Genomic DNA, 16,504 nt, shown 5'->3' on the forward strand with positions numbered 1-16,504 from the left:
CTCATGACCCGCTTCTCAGCAGACGCAGCCATGGACCAGCGCTTCGATGTGAACCTGTCGATCCTCTTCACGGAACTCCCGCTCCTGGAGCGCCCCGCGGCCGCCGCCGCGGCGGGCTTCACCGCGGTCGAGCTGTGGTGGCCCTGGATCGACACCGCCACCCCCGAGCAGAGCGAGCTCGACGCCCTCAAGAAGGCTCTTGAGGACGCCGGCACCCAGCTGGTGGGCCTGAACTTCTACGCCGGACAGCTCCCCGGCCCGGACCGCGGAGCCCTCTCCGTCCCCGGGGACGAGTCGGACCGCTTCCGCGCCAACATCGAGGTGGCCGCCGACTTCGCCGCCTCGGTCGGCTGCAAGGCGCTCAACGCGCTCTACGGCAACCGCGTCGAGGGCGTCGACCCGCAGATCCAGGACACCCTCGCCCTGGAGAACCTGGTCCTGGCCGCCCGCGCGGCGGACCGGATCGGCGCGATCCTCCTCGTCGAGACCCTCAACAAGCCGGAGTCGCCTCTCTACCCGCTGGTGAGCGCCCCCTCCGCCATCGAGGTGATCGACAAGGTCAACGCGGCGACCGGGCTCGGCAACGCCAAGTTCCTCCTCGACATCTACCACCTGTCGATGAACGGCGAGGACGTCAGCCAGGTCATCGCGGAGTACGCGGCCAAGACCGGCCACGTCCAGATCGCGGACAACCCGGGCCGTGGCGCGCCGGGCACCGGTGACCTCCCCCTGGAGCAGCTCCTCGACGAGCTGAAGAAGGCCGGGTACGAGGGCTGGATCGGCCTGGAGTACAAGGCCGCCGACGCCGCCGCGTCCTTCGAGTGGCTCCCGGCCGAGGCCCGCCCGGCCCGCTGACCAGCGACTTCCCCCGTACGACCAGTTTTTGAGAGGCACCCTCATGAGCACCCTCCCCAAGATCGCGTGGATCGGCCTCGGCATCATGGGCTCCCCCATGTCCGAGAACCTGATCAAGGCCGGCTACTCGGTCACCGGCTTCACCCTGGAGCAGGACAAGCTGGACCGCCTCACCGCGGCCGGCGGCACCGCCGCCGCGTCGATCGCGGAGGCAGTCAAGGACGCCGACGTCGTCATCACGATGGTGCCCGCCTCCCCGCAGGTCGAGGCCATCTCCTACGGCCCCGAGGGCATCCTGGAGAACGCCAGGCAGGGCGCGCTGATCGTCGACATGTCGTCGATCACCCCCCAGACCTCGGTCGACCTCGCGAAGAACGCCAAGGAGAAGGGCATCCGCGTCATCGACGCGCCCGTCTCCGGCGGCGAGGCCGGCGCCATCGAGGCCGTGCTCTCGATCATGGTCGGTGGCGAGAAGGCCGACTTCGACGAGGCCCTCCCGATCCTCGAGACCCTCGGCAAGACCATCGTCCTCTGTGGTCCGCACGGCTCCGGCCAGACGGTGAAGGCCGCCAACCAGCTGATCGTCGCGGTCAACATCCAGGCCTGCGCCGAGGCCGTGGTCTTCCTGGAGAAGTCCGGTGTGGACCTCCAGGCCGCCCTCGACGTCCTCAACGGCGGTCTGGCCGGCTCGACCGTGCTGACCCGCAAGAAGGACAACTTCCTGAACCGGGACTTCAAGCCCGGCTTCCGGATCGACCTGCACCACAAGGACATGGGCATCGTCACCGACGCCGCCCGCAACGTCGGTGCGGCCCTCCCGGTCGGCGCGGTCGTCGCCCAGCTCGTGGCCTCGCTGCGCGCCCAGGGTGACGGCGGCCTGGACCACTCGGCCCTGCTGCGCGCCGTCGAGCGCCTCTCCGGCCAGCAGGTCTGATCCAGCGCCCCCGTGAGCGGGGGCCCCAGATTTCCGGTCGGTGGCGGCGCTGACAACTGTCCTGTCGCGCCCAGGCGCCGTCGCCGACCGGAACACCCACTTCATTTTCAACAAACTGTTGACGTTACGTTCGAGCCGAATTTACGCTCCTCGCACCGTCAGCAGAGCTCCCGTACGGAAGGTCACGATGTCGAAGCGCGTGCTTACGACCGAGTCCGGCGCCCCCGTCGCCGACAACCAGAACTCCGCCACCGCCGGCGTCGGTGGCCCTCTCCTCCTCCAGGACCAGCACCTGCTGGAGAAGCTCGCGCGCTTCAACCGTGAGCGGATCCCGGAGCGTGTGGTGCACGCCCGCGGCTCCGGCGCGTACGGCTACTTCGAGGTGACCGACGACGTCACCGGCTTCACCAAGGCGAACTTCCTCGGCGAGGTCGGCAAGAAGACCGAGACGTTCATCCGCTTCTCCACCGTGGCCGACTCGCTCGGTGGCGCGGACGCCGTCCGCGACCCGCGCGGCTTCGCGCTGAAGTTCTACACCGAAGAGGGCAACTACGACCTCGTCGGCAACAACACCCCGGTGTTCTTCATCAAGGACCCGATCAAGTTCCCCGACTTCATCCACTCCCAGAAGCGCGACCCCTTCACGGGCAAGCAGGAGGCGGACAACGTCTGGGACTTCTGGGCGCACGCCCCCGAGGCGACGCACCAGATCACCTGGCTCATGGGCGACCGCGGCATCCCGGCCTCGTACCGTCACATGAACGGCTACGGCTCGCACACCTACCAGTGGACCAACGAGGCGGGCGAGGCCTTCTTCGTCAAGTACCACTTCAAGACGAACCAGGGCATCCGCAGCCTCTCCGCCGACCAGGCCGCCGAGCTCGTCGGCAAGGACGCGAACTCGCACCAGACCGACCTGCTCCAGGCCATCGAGCGCGGTGTGAACCCCTCGTGGACCCTGTACGTCCAGGTGATGCCGGCCGCCGAGGCCGCCGAGTACCGCTTCAACCCGTTCGACCTCACCAAGGTGTGGCCGCACAGCGACTACCCGCTGCAGCGCGTGGGCCGCCTGGTCCTCGACCGCAACCCGGAGAACGTCTTCGCCGAGGTCGAGCAGGCCGCGTTCTCCCCGAACAACTTCGTCCCGGGCATCGGCCCCTCGCCGGACAAGATGCTCCAGGGCCGCCTCTTCGCCTACGCGGACGCCCACCGCTACCGCCTCGGCGTGAACCACACCCTGCTGCCGGTCAACGCCCCCAAGGCGACCACGGCCCAGAACTACGGCCGCGACGGCGCCATGGCGCTGCGCAACGGCTCGCGCCACGACAAGAACTACGAGCCCAACTCGTACCAGGGCCCGGCCCAGACCGACGCGGCGCTCTCCGCCCCGCTCGCGATCCACGGCTGGACCGGCACCCACGAGGCGCCGCAGCACACCAAGGACGACGACTTCTTCCAGGCCGGTGAGCTCTACCGCCTGATGTCCGAGGACGAGAAGAAGCGCCTGGTCGCCAACATCGCCGGCGGTCTGTCCCAGGTGTCCCGCGAGGACGTCATCGAGAAGAACGTGGCGCACTTCGCCGCCGCCGACGCGGACTACGGCAAGCGCGTGGCCGAGGCCGTCAACGCCCTGCGCGAGGACTGACCGGCCGGCATCACCCAGACTGCGTACGGCACCTGACGGGAGGTCAGTGTCGTACGTGGTCCGGATCACCGACCCGGATGAGGGGTGGCCGGTGATCCGGACAAGCGTGAGGACCGCGGCGGCGCCGAGCCAGTGCGGTGGTAAGGGCGCCGGTCCCCCTTCTTGACCTGAAAGAAGGGGAGCACCGGCCGCCCGTCGGCACCGCCGCGGTCCCAACGCCCCCTCCCGAGGGCTCCCGGCCCCACCCAAGACTCCGCCCGGCGGCGCGAACGTCCTGTCGCGCCAGCCTCGTGCCGCCGGGCGGTCACCAGCCGAAGAGCGCGGAACCAGGTTTACGGTCCCTGGTTCCGCGCTCTTCTTCGTGTACGGGGTGTACGGGGTGTACGGGTCGCAGCGCATCGTTTCTGCGGTGAAGATCCGCACCCGCTCGGGGGAGCGCACCGCGATGCGGGCCCCACGCGCCCCGCGACCGGCGCTATCCACTCGTACATGATCAAGAACCTGATGCGCGGCCTCGCACCGCTCGCCCTGATCCTGTCCCCGCTGGCGATCCCCTCCCCCGCCCTCTCCGCCAACGTCATCCTCTTCCCCGACGCGCTCTCCGAGCTCACGGAGGCCGCCGAGGACCCGGACGGCTACAAGGCGACGGCGTTCCGCCACTGGAACCAGGGCCTCGACCCGGCCGACGGCTGCGACACCCGCTCCGAGGTCCTCATCGCCGAGGCCGAGGACGCCCCAAGCACGGGCGCCAAGTGCGCCCTGACCGGCGGCCGGTGGACCTCGCCCTACGACGGCCAGAGCGTGACCGACCCCGCCGCCCTCCGCGTCGACCATGTCGTCGGACTCGAAGAGGCCTGGCAGTCGGGGGCCTCCGGCTGGACGGCGGCCCGGCGCGAGCAGTACGCCAACGACCAGGGCGCCGCCGCGACCCTCGTCGCCGTCACCGCCCGCAGCCAGAAGGAGAAGGCCGGGCGCGACCCCGCCGAGTGGGTGCCCTCGGACTCCGCCCGGTACTGCCGCTTCGTCGGCGACTGGGTCAGCACCAAACTGCGCTGGGGCCTCTCCACCGACAAGGACGAGATGGAGGCGCTCAAGCTGTTCGCCGACGGGCCGTGCGAGGAGACGGTCGTACTCCGCTCGAAGGCGCCCCAGTAACGGGCGTCCGGCGGTCCGCGCGCGCCAGCAGGTACGTCACGGTGAGCGAGCCGAGGGCGAGCACCACCATCGCCGTGCGCGGTGACGTGTACTGGGCGAGGGTGCCCGCGAGCGCCGCGCTCACTCCCTGGAGGGCGAGCATCCCGGAGGTGTGGAGGCCGAGGGCGTGACCGCTCAGCTCCTCCGGCACCAGGGTCATCAGCCGCTCCTGGTGCAGCAGGCTCGCCCCGAACCCGACGGCCGACACGGCCACGGCGACGAGCACCACCGGCAGCGCCGGGTCGACGGCGAACAGCAGGAACGGGGCCGCGAGCAGCGCCTGGAGCGGGAAGCGGATCCGTGCACGCAGCCGGGCCGGTACGAAGCGGCCGATGGCCATGTCCCCGGCCAGCATCCCGAGCGCGCCCACGGCGAAGAGCAGCCCGGCGCGCTCGGGGTCGTACGGCACGAAGAGCGACTCGCAGCCGACGATGAGCCCGTTGGGCAGCCAGAGGGCCAGGTAGGTGCGGCGCCGCGCGGGCGAGGACCACAGGCGGGCGTTGGTGCGCCAGGTCTCGGCGACCGAGGCGCGGCCCGTGGCGCGCGGCGGACGCTTCCCGAGGCCCAGCCGGGCGAGGAGGGCCGCCGTGAGGTAGAGCCCGGCGCCGACGAGGACGGTGCCGCGCGGTGAGAGGAGCGCGACCAGGAGGCCGCCGGTCGCGTAGCCGCCGATCTGACTGACGCCGGCGGCCATGTTGGTCACCGAGCGGCCGAGGAGGTAGTCCTCGCGGGCCAGGACCTCGTTCAGGAGGCCGTATCGGACCCCGCCGCCCAGAGAGGCCGCGAGCCCCTGCGCGAGGAGGATCACGAAAACGGCCCAGGTCGGAAGGGCGGGGAGCGCGAGGACCGTCGTACACAGGGCGAAGAAGAGCGCGATGCCGGCGAGCGCGGCGCGTGGCGGGAGCCGGTCGGCGGCCGAGAGCAGGGTGGTGGCGCCGATGAGCTGGGCGAGCGAGGGACCGAAGAGCGCGAGGGCGGAGAGGAACGGGGAGCCGGTCGCACGGAAGACGAGGGTGGCGAGCCCGAGCCCGGCGACCGTCTGGGCGGCGGTGTGGGCGGAGCCGGTGAGGAAGAGCGGGGTGAACTCCGGGGTACGGAAGAGGGTGCGGTAGCGGGGCATGCGGGGAGTCTCCGGGGGCGCCCCGCCACGGCGATATTGTTTCGCGGTAGGGCGAAACCACGGGGGGCGGGGCATGGGCTGGTGGCAGATCGGTACGGACTCGCTCGCGGTGAGCCGTTTCGTCGTCTCGCCGCTGGCCGAGACGATCGCGGCGCTCAAGATCCTCCACACGGCCTCGGGTGCCCACCCGGGAGAACAGGCCTGGCTGGCCCGTCATCTGCCCGCCTACCGGGCGCGCCTGGCGGCCGAGCCGCTCGACGGTCTGCTCGTCCGGGCCGCGCTCGGGCGGACGTGGAACGCGGGGTTCGTGACCCCGACGCCTCTGGGTGAGGGGGAGGCGTCCTTCGAGGAGGAGGTCGAGGCCGTCCGGACGGCCGATCCCGCCTCTGCCGTACCGGAGTTGGCGCTGTCGATCGGCGGCCCGGTGCCGGAGCCGCTGCGCTCCGCCCGCGATCTGCCGGAGCGGATGGCCGGGGTCCTGACGTGGGTGTGGCGGGAGGCGGTAATGCCGGAGTGGCCGCGCCGCCGGAGGGTCCTGGAGGCAGATGTGGTGGCGCGGACCGCGCGGTTGAGTCGGGGTGGCTGGGCGGCAGCGCTCGACGAGCTGTCCCCGGGCCGGATGCGCTGGCTCGGTGACGGTCGGCTCCAGGTCAACACCCGTGACTATCCCCCGCGTTCGGTCGACGGAGGGCGTCTGTTCTTCGTCCCGGTGACGTCGAGCGCGGGATGGGTGACCTGGGAGGGGACGGAGCGCTTCGCGGTGGTGTACACCTGCGCCGGCGCCCTGGCGGCCGGGACGGGACCGGCCGCGCCCTCGGCTCTCGCCACCCTGCTCGGCGCGGCCCGTGCCGGGGTCCTCGTGCGGCTCGAAACCCCCAAGTCCACCAGCCAGTTGGTGGCACTCACCGGGCAGGGGCTCGGGTCGGTGGGGCGGCACCTGAGGGTGCTGCTCGACGCCGGGCTCGTACGGAAGGGGCGGGCCGGGCGGTCGGTGCTGTACGAGTGGACGGAGGCGGGCGCGGTGCTCGTACGGGCCTCGGGGTGAACGCGGAGCGGCCCCCGTCCCGGTGCTCCTCGGGACGGGGGCCGTGTCACTCGGCCGGGATCAGACCTTGAGGGCCTTGATCGCGGTCGGCGCGTGGCCGGGCTCGGTCGCGAGCTCCTCGAACTCGGTGACGTCGCTCATGTCGACCGTCTTGCTCATCGCGATGTTCGTGATGCGCTCCAGGATGGCCTCGACGACGACCGGGACCTGGTGCTCGACGGCCAGCTTCTTGGCCTCTTCGAGGGCCTCGCCCAGCTTGTCCGGGTCGGTGACGCGGATGGCCTTGACGCCCAGGCCCTCGGCGACCTTGACGTGGTCCACGCCGTAGACGCCGATCTCCGGGGTGTTGATGTTCTCGAACTCGAGGTTGACCTCGAAGTTGATGCCCAGGTTGCCCTGCGCCTGACGGATGAGGCCCAGGTAGGCGTTGTTCACGAGGACGTGGACGTAGGGGACCTTGTGCTGGGCGGCGACCGCCAGCTCCTCGATCATGAACTGGAAGTCGTAGTCGCCGGACAGGGCGACGACCGGGGTCTCCGGGTCGGCCGTGGCGGCACCGATGGCGGCCGGGATGGTCCAGCCGAGCGGGCCGGCCTGGCCGCAGTTGATCCAGTGGCGCGGCTTGTAGACGTGCAGGAACTGCGCCGCGGCGATCTGGGAGAGGCCGATGGTGGTGACGTAGCGGGTCTCCGGGCCGAAGGCCTTGTTCATCTCCTCGTACACGCGCTGCGGCTTGATCGGGATGTTGTCGAAGTTGGTGCGGCGCTGCAGGGTGGCCTTGCGCTCCTGCGCGGAGGCGGCCCAGGCGGAGAAGTCGGGCAGCTTGCCCGCGGCCTTCCACTCCTTCGCGATCTCGACGAAGAGCTCCAGGGCGACCTTGGCGTCGGAGGCGATGCCGTAGTCCGGGGCGAAGATCTTGCCGATCTGGGTGGGCTCGATGTCGACGTGGACGAACTTCCGGCCCTTGGTGTAGGCGTCCATGTTGTAGCCGGTGTGGCGGTTGGCCCAGCGGTTGCCGATGCCCAGGACGAAGTCCGACTCCAGGAAGGTCGCGTTGCCGTAGCGGTGCGCGGTCTGGACGCCGACCATGCCGGCTGCCAGCTCGTGGTCGTCCGGGATGGTGCCCCAGCCCATGAGGGTGGAGATGACCGGGATGCTGGTCAGCTCGGCGAGCTCGACGAGGAGGTCGGACGCGTCGGCGTTGATGATGCCGCCACCGGCGACGATCAGCGGGCGCTCGGACTCCAGGAGGAAGGAGAGGGCCTTCTCGGCCTGCGCGCGGGTCGCGGACGGCTTGTAGACCGGCAGCGGCTCGTAGGTCTCCGGGTCGAACTCGATCTCCGTCAGCTGGACGTCGATCGGGAGGTCGATGAGGACCGGGCCGGGACGGCCGGAGCGCATCAGGTGGAAGGCCTGCTGGAAGACGCCGGGGACCTGCGCGGCCTCCAGGACGGTCGTCGCGGCCTTGGTGACCGGCTTGGCGATGGACGCGATGTCGACGGCCTGGAAGTCCTCCTTGTGGAGCTTCGAGACCGGGGCCTGGCCGGTGATGCACAGGATCGGGATCGAGTCGGCGATCGCCGAGTACAGGCCGGTGATCATGTCGGTGCCGGCCGGGCCGGACGTACCGATGCAGACACCGATGTTGCCGGCCTTGGCACGGGTGTACCCCTCGGCCATGTGGGACGCGCCCTCGACGTGGCGGGCCAGCGTGTGGCCGATGCCGCCGACGTTCTTGAGCTCGCGGTAGAAGGGGTTGATCGCCGCGCCGGGCACGCCGAACGCGGTGGTGACGCCTTCGCGCTTGAGGATCTCAACGGCCGCTGCGGCGGCGGTCATACGAGGCATGGGAGTGCTCCTGCTTCGGCCGGGCGGATCCAAGCCCACCGGTCGGCTCGGGAGCCCGGAGCGGCTTGTTTCCGTAATGCGGAAATACTGTTCTGCTATACGGAAGCAATGTAGGTCGGGCTCCGGAGAGCCGTCAAGAGAAGTCCGATCGGCGGGATCAGGGAAGTGGCCGAACACCTCCCCCCGAGGCGCCCGATGGGTGGACGATGGGGCGGAACGACAGGGGGTTGGTTGTGGGCGAGTCGGTACCGGTGCGCTGCCCGGAATGCCTGCGCACGCAGGCGTACGCGGCACCCGTCTTCCCCTGCGCGTGCGGAAGCCCGGTGGCGCCGCCCGTGACGGCGGGCGTGACGGCGGAACCCATCACGCACCGGAACTGGACGGACGAGTGGGTCGCCGTCCGCTGCGAAGCCTGCGGCCGGGCGAACGACTGGCCGCAGCCGGAGATGGGCTGCACGTGCGGGACGGTCCTGCGGGTACCGGTGAGGGCGGTGGAGTCGGAGACCCCGACGGCCGGCGGACCCTCGGAGGGCGACGCAGCGGAGGCCGGAGAGGCCGGACCGTGGCCGGATGGGGGCGCCGATCGGGCGGGCCTGCGTCCGGGCGTGGATACGAGCACGGCTACGCGTGCGGGTACGGGCGCGGATACGCGTGCGGGTACGGGTACGGGTACGGGTACGGGTACGGGCGCGGCCGGGCCTGGAACGAGCGGCGGCCGGGCCTCGTCCCCGCTGCCCTCCCCTCCGTCCGGCTCGTCCGGTCCGTCCAGCACCTCCGGTCCGTCCAGCACCTCCGGTCCGCTCGGTCCGCTCGGTCCGCTCGGTCCGCTCGCCTCGGGCGGGCCCTACCCGCCCCGGGCGGACACCTCCCCCGGCACGGGGCACCCCCAGCCGGTCGAACCCGGCTCGGCATGGTTCGGTACGGGCCCCGGAGCCGTCGGTACGGGACCCGGCGCCGCCGGAGCAGGTCCCGGTGGCGCGGACGCGGGCCCCGGCGCCCCCGGAGCCATACCCGGTCCCGCCGTCCACCCTCAGCCCGCGAACCCGCCCCGCCATGGCGCGCCCCGCACCTTCGCCGAGCGGTACCCCTCCCACATACCGCTGCCGCCCACCGCCCCGCGCCCGGTTCCGGCGCGCGGCGACTTCCGGCCGCTGACGATCCGGACCGCGCGGGACGCGGTCGCCGCGGCCGCCGGGTATCTGCGCTGGCTGGGGTTCCGGGACGTGGTCCAGCCCGAGGAGCGCGCCGCGTCCGGGGTGGACCTGCGGGCGCCGGGGCTCGTCGCACAGGTCGACCCGAGCACTCGGCCCGCCGGGCTCCGGGCCGTCGAGTGCCTCTGGCTGAACGGACTGAGCGCCTCCTCCGTGAGCGTGTTCTTCTCGCTCGCCGGCTACACGCCGGAGGCCCGCTCGCGGGCCGCCGAGGTCGGCCTTCCGTTGTTCGTGCTCGACCTGACCGGCACCCCTCAGCCGGTGAACGACGCCGCCGACGACCTCGCCTCGGGCACCGCCTGAGAGTGCCGTCCGAAGGTGCCGCCCACGGTGCCGACCCCGGACACGTACCGCCCACAACACTTCGGCATCCGAAACCGGCCATTCACGCGTGACGATCACGCTCCCCCGGGCACAACACCCTCGGGGGGTGGGCGTCATGCCGACGGGGATGTGGTGGTTCATAGGTGCGGCCTGCGGGCAACTGCTGCTCGCCGCCGTGTTGTTGCGAACCCGCAGCAAGGAAAGCGAAGGGCCGCGTCCGGACGACGTGCCGCCGCCGCAGGCCCTGGCGCTGCTGCGGGGCGGGCGGCGGGCGGCCGTCGTCGTGGCGCTGGTGGCGCTGCACCAGCGCGGGGCGGTCGCTGCGGGCCGCAAACATACGATTCGGGCCAACGGCGGCCCCGGCCGCACGCGGGACCCCGTCCAGCTGGGGGTGCACGGGGCGCTCCACCGGGCGTTCGCGGTGCGTGACCTCGCCCTGCGCCCCGAGGCGCGACGGGCGGTGGACGCGCTCCACCGCGAGCTGCGCGGGGCGGGGCTGCTGCAGTCGCCGGCCAGGTTGTGGGCGGCCAGGGCGCTGCTCGGCTGCGTACCGCTGACGGTGGCGGCGGGGGCGTACGCGGCGGGGGCGCCCGGCGCCGGTGTGGCCGGGGCGCTCGCGGCCGGGGCCCTGCCCGTGCTCCTCGCGGCGGTGGTGCTGCTGCGGCTGCCGCCGGCGACCCGGGCGGCGCGGCGGCTCCTCGCCGGGCTGCGGGAGCGGTACCCGCTGCCGCAGCATCGGCATGAGGTGACGGACGGGTGGCTCGTCCAGCTGTACGTGGCGCTGTACGGCGATCCGGCGCTCGCGCTGTTCCTGCCCCACTTCTCCCGGGACGGCGGGCTGCTCGACCGGCCCGCCGAGGTGGACCGGAACCGGCCGCCGCAGGATCGTGGTCCGGTTCGGGGCGACGGCGCGGGGTGAGGCCGCGCCATACTGTCGTATGCGCATCAGAGCGGCCGCTCCGGCCGAACTCCCGCTGCTCCAGGACATCGAACGGGCGGCGGGCGAGCCGTTCCGTACTCTCGGCATGGCGGCGATCGCCGACGACGACCCGCTGCCCCTGGACGTCCTGGAGTCCTATCGCCGTGCGGGCCGGGCGTGGGTGGCGGTGGACGCCGCCGATCGCCCGGTCGCGTATCTGCTGACCGACACGGTCGACGGCTCCGCCCACATCGAGCAGGTGTCGGTGCATCCGGACGCCGCCCGCCGGGGCGTCGGCCGGGCGCTGATCGAGCATCTGGCGGCGGCCGCCGGGGAACAGGGCCTGGCGGCGCTGACCCTGACGACGTTCACCGAGGTGCCGTGGAACGCCCCCTACTACGCGCGGCTCGGCTTCCGTCCGCTCGCCGACTCCGACCCGGCGCTCACGGAGGGCCTGCGCGCCATCAGCCGCGCGGAGGCGGCCCACGGCCTCTCGGTCTGGCCCCGGGTGTGCATGCGCCGGGAGGTGCGGCACACCCTGCCGGACCAGGGCGCCCCGGAGGCACGGGAGGTCCGGGAGGTCAGACAGGCCCTAGGCGGTCCCTAGGGCGCGCCGCCCGGCTCCCCCAGGTCGTGGGACGTGCCGCCCGGCTCCCCGTACCGCTGTCGCAGTTCCACCTTCCGTACCTTCCCGCTCACCGTCATCGGGAACTCGGTGAGGATCTCCACCCGGCGCGGGATCTTGTAGTGGGCGAGCCGGTCGCGGCAGTAGGCGGTGACGTCCTCCAGGGTGGGCGGGTCGGCCGGGTCGCGGGGGATGACGCAGGCGAGGATCTCCTCGCCGTAGCGCTCGTCCGGCACGCCCACGACCTGGACGTCGGCGATCTTCGCGTACCCGTAGAGGAACTCCTCGATCTCGCGCGGGTACACGTTCTCGCCGCCCCGGATGATCATGTCCTTGATGCGGCCGACGATCTGGACGTAGCCGTCGTCGCGCATCACGGCCAGGTCGCCGGTGTGCATCCAGCGACCGGAGTCGATCGCCTCGGCGGTCTTCTCCGGCTCGTCCCAGTAGCCGAGCATCACGCTGTAGCCACGGGTGCACAGCTCGCCCGCCGTGCCGCGTCCGACGGTGAGGCCGGTCGCCGGGTCGACGACCTTCACCTCGACGTGCGGCATGACCCGGCCGACCGTGCCCGTACGGCGCTCCAGATCGTCGTCGCGGCGGGTCTGGGTGGAGACCGGTGAGGTCTCGGTCATGCCGTAACAGATCGACACCTCCGCCATGTTCATCTCGGCGACGACCCGCTTCATCACCTCCACCGGACACGGCGAGCCGGCCATGATGCCGGTGCGCAGGCTCGACAGGTCGTACGTGGCGAAGTCCGGGAGGTTCAGCTCGGCGATGAACATCGTCGGCACCCCGTAGAGCGAGGTGCAGCGCTCCTCCTGTACGGCCCGGAGGGTGGCGGCCGGGTCGAAGGAGGGGGCGGGGATCACCATGCAGGCGCCGTGCGAGGTGGCGGCCAGATTGCCCATGACCATGCCGAAGCAGTGGTAGAAGGGCACCGGGATACAGATCCGGTCCTGCTCGGAGTAGGCGATCATCTCGCCCACGAAGAAACCGTTGTTGAGGATGTTGTGGTGGGAGAGCGTGGCCCCCTTGGGGAAGCCCGTGGTCCCCGAGGTGTACTGGATGTTGACGGGCTCGTCGCAGGAGAGCGGCTCGGGGCGGAGCTCTCCCGGCGTACGGGCGAGGAAGGCGTCCCAGCCCGGGTCGCCGAAGTACACCGCCTCGCGCAACTCGGGGCATTGGGACCGGACTTGCTCGACCATCGCCCGGTAGTCGCTCGTCTTGTGCGCGAGCGTGGCGAACAGCAGGGTGATCCCGGCCTGGTTGAGGACATACGCCAACTCGTGGGGACGGTAGGCGGGGTTGATGTTGACCATGACCGCGCCGATCCGGGCGGTGGCGTACTGCACGAGGACCCACTCGGCGCAGTTGACCGCCCAGATGCCGACCCGGTCGCCCTTCCGCACCCCGCTGCCGAGCAGGGACCCGGCCAACCGGTCGACGTCGGCGCCGAATTGCGCGTACGTCCAGCGGCGTCCGGTGGGCACGTCGACGAGCGCCTCCCGGTCCGGCCAGGCGGCGACGGCCCTGTCCAGGTTGGCGCCGATGGTGTCGCCGAGGAGCGGGGTCTCCGACACCCCGTGGGCGTAGGAGAGTTCCTTGTCACCGTTCACGCGAGGTCTCCTTCCACGAATTCCCTGCCGCCGCCCTCGGCGGTCAGCCGGCGCAGTTCCACCCGCCGGATCTTGCCGGAGACGGTCTTGGGTAGTTCGGCGAACTCGATCCGACGGACCCGCTTGTACGGGGCGAGGACCGCGCGCGAGTGGGCGAAGAGGGCCTTCGCGGTCTCCGCGTCGGGCTCCCAGCCGGCCGCGAGGACGACGTACGCCTTCGGGACGGCGAGCCGCAGCGGATCGGGGGCGGGGACGACGGCCGCCTCGGCGACGGCCTCGTGCTCCAGGAGCGCGCTCTCCAGCTCGAAGGGGCTGATCTTGTAGTCGGAGGCCTTGAAGACGTCGTCGGCGCGCCCGATGTAGGTGATGTACCCCTCGGCGTCCCGGGAGCCGATGTCACCGGTGCGGTAGTGGCCGTCGGCCATCGCCTCCGCCGTACGCTCCGGGTCGCCGTGGTAACCGGTCATCAGGCCCACCGGGTTGGTGGACAGGTCGAGGCAGATCTCGCCCTCCTCCACGTCCCCCTGTCCGCTCACCGGGTCGACGAGGGTGACCCGGAAGCCGGGGCTCGGGCGCCCCATGGAGCCCTCTTTGAGCCGCTGGCCTGGGCTGTTCGAGACCTGGACGGCGGTCTCGGTCTGGCCGAAGCCGTCCCGGATGGTGACGCCCCAGGCGCGCCGTACCGACTCGATGACCTCGGGGTTCAGCGGTTCGCCGGCGGCGACGACCTCGCGCGGCGGGGTCTTCAACTGGCCGAGGTCGGCCTGGATCAGCATCCGCCACACGGTCGGCGGAGCACAGAAGCTGGTGACGCCGTTGCGCTCCATCTCGCTCATCAGCCGGGCCGGGTCGAAGCGCGTGTAGTTGTGGATGAAGACGGTCGCCTCGGCGTTCCACGGGGCGAAGAGGTTGGACCAGGCGTGCTTGGCCCAGCCGGGCGAGGAGATGTTGAGGTGCACGTCACCGGGCTTGAGACCGATCCAGTACATCGTCGAGAGGTGCCCGACCGGGTACGAGGTGTGGGTGTGCTCGACCAGCTTGGGGCGGGCGGTCGTGCCGGAGGTGAAGTACAGCATGAGGGTGTCGTCGGCGAGGGTGACGCCCTCGGGCTCGAACACCTCGGACTCGCGGGCGGCGTGCTCGTACCCCAGCCAGCTCACCCCGTCGCCGCCGACCGCGATCCGGGTGTACTCCCCCGGGACCTCGTCGAACTTGGCGGTGTCCTCGGCGCGCACGATGACATGCCGGGCGCGGCCCCGGTCGACGCGGTCGCGGAGGTCGGCGGGGCCGAGGAGCGGGGTGGCGGGGATGACGACGGCGCGCAGCTTCATGGCGGCGAGCACGGTCTCCCACAGCTCGACCTGGTTGCCCAGCATCACGATGATCCGGTCGCCGGGGCGGACGCCCTGGGCGCGCAGCCAGTTCGCGACGCGGTTGGAGCGCGCGGACATCTCCGCGAAGCTGACCTTCGTCTCCTCGCCGTCCTCCTCCACGAGGTGCAGCGCGGTCCGGGCGTTGCCCTCGGCGATGACGTCGAACCATTCGAGCGCCCAGTTGAACCGGTCGGACCGGGGCCAGGCGAAACCCTCGTAGGCCGCCTCGTAGTCCTCGCGGTGCTGGAGCAGGAAGTCCCGGGCGGCCCGGAACCTCTCCGTCGCACTGGTCGCTCTCTGCGCCGTCATACGTCCTCCTCGTTGCGGGACCGGTCCCGGACATCGTGTAATCAGTGACCCAGGTCTCACTACCCCCGTTCGGGGGTGAAGGAGTGGTTCCGTGCCCGAGCAGAGGGAAACGGCCGAGCTGCGCGCGGCGCTGCTGCGCCTGCGCCGGGGCAGCGGACTGCCCGTGGTCTTCGGCGGGCTGCTCCAGGACGGGCGGGCGATGCGGATCGGCGAGACCTGCGGGGCGGTGACGCCGGCGCTGCACGGCCTGACGATCTCGACCGGCTCGGGCCTGGGCGGGAAGTGCCTCGCCCTGTCGCGGCCGTGCGCGGTCACGGACTACCCCTCGGCCCGGCACATCACCCACGAGTACGACGGCCCGGTCGCCGCGGAGGGGCTGCGCTCGGTGATCGCGGTGCCCGTCGTCGTACGCCGCAGGGTGCGCGGGGTCCTGTACGGGGCGCTGCGCGACGCCCTGCCGATCGGCGAGCGGGTCTTCGACGCGGCGGTCGCGGCGGCCCGTGACGTGGAGCAGGCGCTGGCCGTACGGGACGAGGTCGGCCGCCTCGACACTCCGCCGGCCACGGCGCCGTCCTGGGAGGAGGTCCGCCAGGCGTACGGGGAGCTGCGCGAACTGGCCCCGATGGTCCCGGACCCGGAGCTGCGGGAGCGGCTGCTCGCGGTCTGCGGCCGGCTGGAGACGGCCTCGGGGGCGCCCCGTGACCTGCCGGGGGTGGCGCTGACCCCCCGGGAGACGGACGTGCTCGCGGCGGTGGCCTCGGGCGCGACGAACGCGACGGCGGCGGCCCGCCTCGGCCTGCGCCCGGAGACGGTCAAGGGCTACCTGCGCTCGGCGATGCGCAAGCTGGGCGCGCACACCCGCCTGGAGGCGGTGGTCGCGGCACGGAGGGCGGGGGCGCTGCCGTAGGGCGGGGCGGCCGGGCGGACGGCGGGGTGGAGCCGGGGTACGCCGTCACCCGTCAGCTCCTGGAGGGGGAGGGAGGAGGCGGTCCCCGGAAGGGTGTCGGACGAAGTAGTCCCGCGCTTCCCTCTGAGGGCCCCGCAGTAGACAGCTGATGGCCTCGTGTGTGTTCGCTCCCAGGTACGAGGGACCGGTGTGGTGCAGGAGGAAGAAGCGCCCGGTCTCGTCGACGAGGAGCATCCCGCCGTCGAATGTCTCGTATCCGACGGGGAAGAGCTTCTTGCCGAGGTTCCGGGCGAGTTCGGCGACATCCTCGCCGCTCTCCTCGTAGATCCAGTGCGGCGTGAATACGATGGCGGCCGGTGGAGTTCCCGGAATCTCCAGGCGCAGTCCACCGAATTCCCGGACGAAGTCCTGAGCGGCCTGGAACGGTTCGACCGGGTGCCCTTCCTCCGCGAAACGGTCCATCACGAACGTCAGGAGCTCGGGCAGCTCGGCGCCGATGTCCCGCCCCGGGGACCAGCCTGCCTCGGCCAGGGCGGCCTCGACGGCCTCCGCTGTCATTCTCGGCATGGCTAC

At 71.7% G+C, this 16,504-nt stretch carries 14 protein-coding genes; 9 read left to right on the top strand and 5 right to left on the bottom strand.

Annotated features, from left to right (window positions below; translation table 11 throughout):
- Positions 1 to 3 precede the first annotated feature (3 nt).
- The 4 genes from N5875_RS07700 (at position 4) to N5875_RS07715 (ending at position 4,589) form a co-directional block, all read left to right on the top strand.
- Complete coding sequence (locus tag N5875_RS07700; RefSeq protein WP_318212857.1) at positions 4 to 855, top strand: TIM barrel protein; 852 nt, start codon at positions 4 to 6, stop codon at positions 853 to 855.
- Positions 856 to 898: 43 nt separating this feature from the next.
- Positions 899 to 1,789 (top strand): 2-hydroxy-3-oxopropionate reductase, encoded by an 891-nt coding sequence (locus tag N5875_RS07705; protein ID WP_318212856.1) that lies wholly within the window; start codon positions 899 to 901, stop codon positions 1,787 to 1,789.
- Between the two features lie 187 nt (positions 1,790 to 1,976).
- Positions 1,977 to 3,434 carry a catalase gene (locus N5875_RS07710; RefSeq protein WP_338492436.1) on the top strand — a complete coding sequence of 486 codons (1,458 nt, stop codon included), beginning with the start codon at positions 1,977 to 1,979 and terminating at the stop codon, positions 3,432 to 3,434.
- Between the two features lie 489 nt (positions 3,435 to 3,923).
- Positions 3,924 to 4,589 (top strand): HNH endonuclease, encoded by a 666-nt coding sequence (locus N5875_RS07715; protein WP_338492439.1) that lies wholly within the window; start codon positions 3,924 to 3,926, stop codon positions 4,587 to 4,589.
- Here N5875_RS07715 and N5875_RS07720 read toward each other — a convergent pair.
- Positions 4,525 to 5,748 carry an MFS transporter gene (locus N5875_RS07720; RefSeq protein WP_338492441.1) on the bottom strand — a complete coding sequence of 408 codons (1,224 nt, stop codon included), beginning with the start codon at positions 5,746 to 5,748 and terminating at the stop codon, positions 4,525 to 4,527. The two genes, N5875_RS07715 and N5875_RS07720, sit on opposite strands and share 65 nt — an antisense overlap.
- A 73-nt stretch (positions 5,749 to 5,821) precedes the next feature.
- Between N5875_RS07720 and N5875_RS07725 the strand changes: the two genes are divergently transcribed.
- A complete protein-coding gene (locus N5875_RS07725) occupies positions 5,822 to 6,793 on the top strand; it encodes an ArsR family transcriptional regulator (protein ID WP_318212852.1) in 972 nt (323 codons plus the stop codon).
- Between the two features lie 60 nt (positions 6,794 to 6,853).
- On the opposite strand, the gene gcl is transcribed toward N5875_RS07725, so the two are convergent.
- Positions 6,854 to 8,632 carry a glyoxylate carboligase gene (gcl, locus tag N5875_RS07730; RefSeq protein ID WP_318212867.1) on the bottom strand — a complete coding sequence of 593 codons (1,779 nt, stop codon included), beginning with the start codon at positions 8,630 to 8,632 and terminating at the stop codon, positions 6,854 to 6,856.
- 332 nt (positions 8,633 to 8,964) lie between these two features.
- Here gcl and N5875_RS07735 point away from each other — a divergent pair, with 332 nt between their 5' ends.
- The 3 genes from N5875_RS07735 to N5875_RS07745 all read left to right on the top strand — a co-directional run bounded on the left by N5875_RS07735 (position 8,965) and on the right by N5875_RS07745 (position 11,702).
- On the top strand, positions 8,965 to 10,155 hold the full coding sequence (locus tag N5875_RS07735) for a hypothetical protein (RefSeq protein ID WP_338492443.1): 1,191 nt from the start codon (positions 8,965 to 8,967) through the stop codon (positions 10,153 to 10,155).
- A 136-nt stretch (positions 10,156 to 10,291) separates the two neighbouring features.
- A complete protein-coding gene (locus tag N5875_RS07740) occupies positions 10,292 to 11,095 on the top strand; it encodes a TIGR04222 domain-containing membrane protein (protein ID WP_318212850.1) in 804 nt (267 codons plus the stop codon).
- Between the two features lie 19 nt (positions 11,096 to 11,114).
- Complete coding sequence (locus N5875_RS07745; RefSeq protein ID WP_318212849.1) at positions 11,115 to 11,702, top strand: GNAT family N-acetyltransferase; 588 nt, start codon at positions 11,115 to 11,117, stop codon at positions 11,700 to 11,702.
- Here N5875_RS07745 and N5875_RS07750 read toward each other — a convergent pair.
- Together N5875_RS07750 and N5875_RS07755 are read right to left on the bottom strand one after the other, a co-directional pair.
- Positions 11,699 to 13,342, bottom strand: a complete 1,644-nt coding sequence (locus N5875_RS07750) for an AMP-binding protein (protein ID WP_338492447.1) — start codon at positions 13,340 to 13,342, stop codon at positions 11,699 to 11,701. The genes N5875_RS07745 and N5875_RS07750 overlap by 4 nt on opposite strands.
- Positions 13,339 to 15,024, bottom strand: a complete 1,686-nt coding sequence (locus N5875_RS07755; RefSeq protein WP_338492450.1) for an AMP-binding protein — start codon at positions 15,022 to 15,024, stop codon at positions 13,339 to 13,341. The genes N5875_RS07750 and N5875_RS07755 overlap by 4 nt, the downstream gene beginning before the upstream one ends.
- A gap of 91 nt (positions 15,025 to 15,115) precedes the next feature.
- On the opposite strand from N5875_RS07755, the gene N5875_RS07760 reads away from it, so the two are divergent.
- The gene (locus N5875_RS07760; RefSeq protein WP_338492452.1) at positions 15,116 to 15,931 is read left to right on the top strand and encodes a helix-turn-helix transcriptional regulator; all 816 of its coding nucleotides are present in this window, start codon (positions 15,116 to 15,118) and stop codon (positions 15,929 to 15,931) included.
- Between the two features lie 45 nt (positions 15,932 to 15,976).
- Here N5875_RS07760 and N5875_RS07765 read toward each other — a convergent pair whose 3' ends face one another.
- Complete coding sequence (locus N5875_RS07765) at positions 15,977 to 16,498, bottom strand: SUKH-3 domain-containing protein (protein WP_338492455.1); 522 nt, start codon at positions 16,496 to 16,498, stop codon at positions 15,977 to 15,979.
- Positions 16,499 to 16,504 lie beyond the last annotated feature (6 nt).

Origin of the sequence: Streptomyces sp. SJL17-4 (genome assembly GCF_036826855.1) — a bacterium.
GTDB lineage: Bacteria > Actinomycetota > Actinomycetes > Streptomycetales > Streptomycetaceae > Streptomyces.

What these genes read in the sequence shown, in the direction of transcription:
- N5875_RS07755 (WP_338492450.1), bottom strand. Translation starts at nt 15,024, where the DNA reads ATGACGGCGCAGAGAGCGACCAGTGCGACGGAGAGGTTCCGGGCCGCC.
- N5875_RS07745 (WP_318212849.1), top strand. Translation starts at nt 11,115, where the DNA reads ATGCGCATCAGAGCGGCCGCTCCGGCCGAACTCCCGCTGCTCCAGGAC.
- N5875_RS07720 (WP_338492441.1), bottom strand. Translation starts at nt 5,748, where the DNA reads ATGCCCCGCTACCGCACCCTCTTCCGTACCCCGGAGTTCACCCCGCTC.
- N5875_RS07700 (WP_318212857.1), top strand. Translation starts at nt 4, where the DNA reads ATGACCCGCTTCTCAGCAGACGCAGCCATGGACCAGCGCTTCGATGTG.
- N5875_RS07715 (WP_338492439.1), top strand. Translation starts at nt 3,924, where the DNA reads ATGATCAAGAACCTGATGCGCGGCCTCGCACCGCTCGCCCTGATCCTG.
- N5875_RS07705 (WP_318212856.1), top strand. Translation starts at nt 899, where the DNA reads ATGAGCACCCTCCCCAAGATCGCGTGGATCGGCCTCGGCATCATGGGC.
- N5875_RS07725 (WP_318212852.1), top strand. Translation starts at nt 5,822, where the DNA reads ATGGGCTGGTGGCAGATCGGTACGGACTCGCTCGCGGTGAGCCGTTTC.
- N5875_RS07710 (WP_338492436.1), top strand. Translation starts at nt 1,977, where the DNA reads ATGTCGAAGCGCGTGCTTACGACCGAGTCCGGCGCCCCCGTCGCCGAC.
- gcl (WP_318212867.1), bottom strand. Translation starts at nt 8,632, where the DNA reads ATGACCGCCGCCGCAGCGGCCGTTGAGATCCTCAAGCGCGAAGGCGTC.
- N5875_RS07740 (WP_318212850.1), top strand. Translation starts at nt 10,292, where the DNA reads ATGCCGACGGGGATGTGGTGGTTCATAGGTGCGGCCTGCGGGCAACTG.
- N5875_RS07765 (WP_338492455.1), bottom strand. Translation starts at nt 16,498, where the DNA reads ATGCCGAGAATGACAGCGGAGGCCGTCGAGGCCGCCCTGGCCGAGGCA.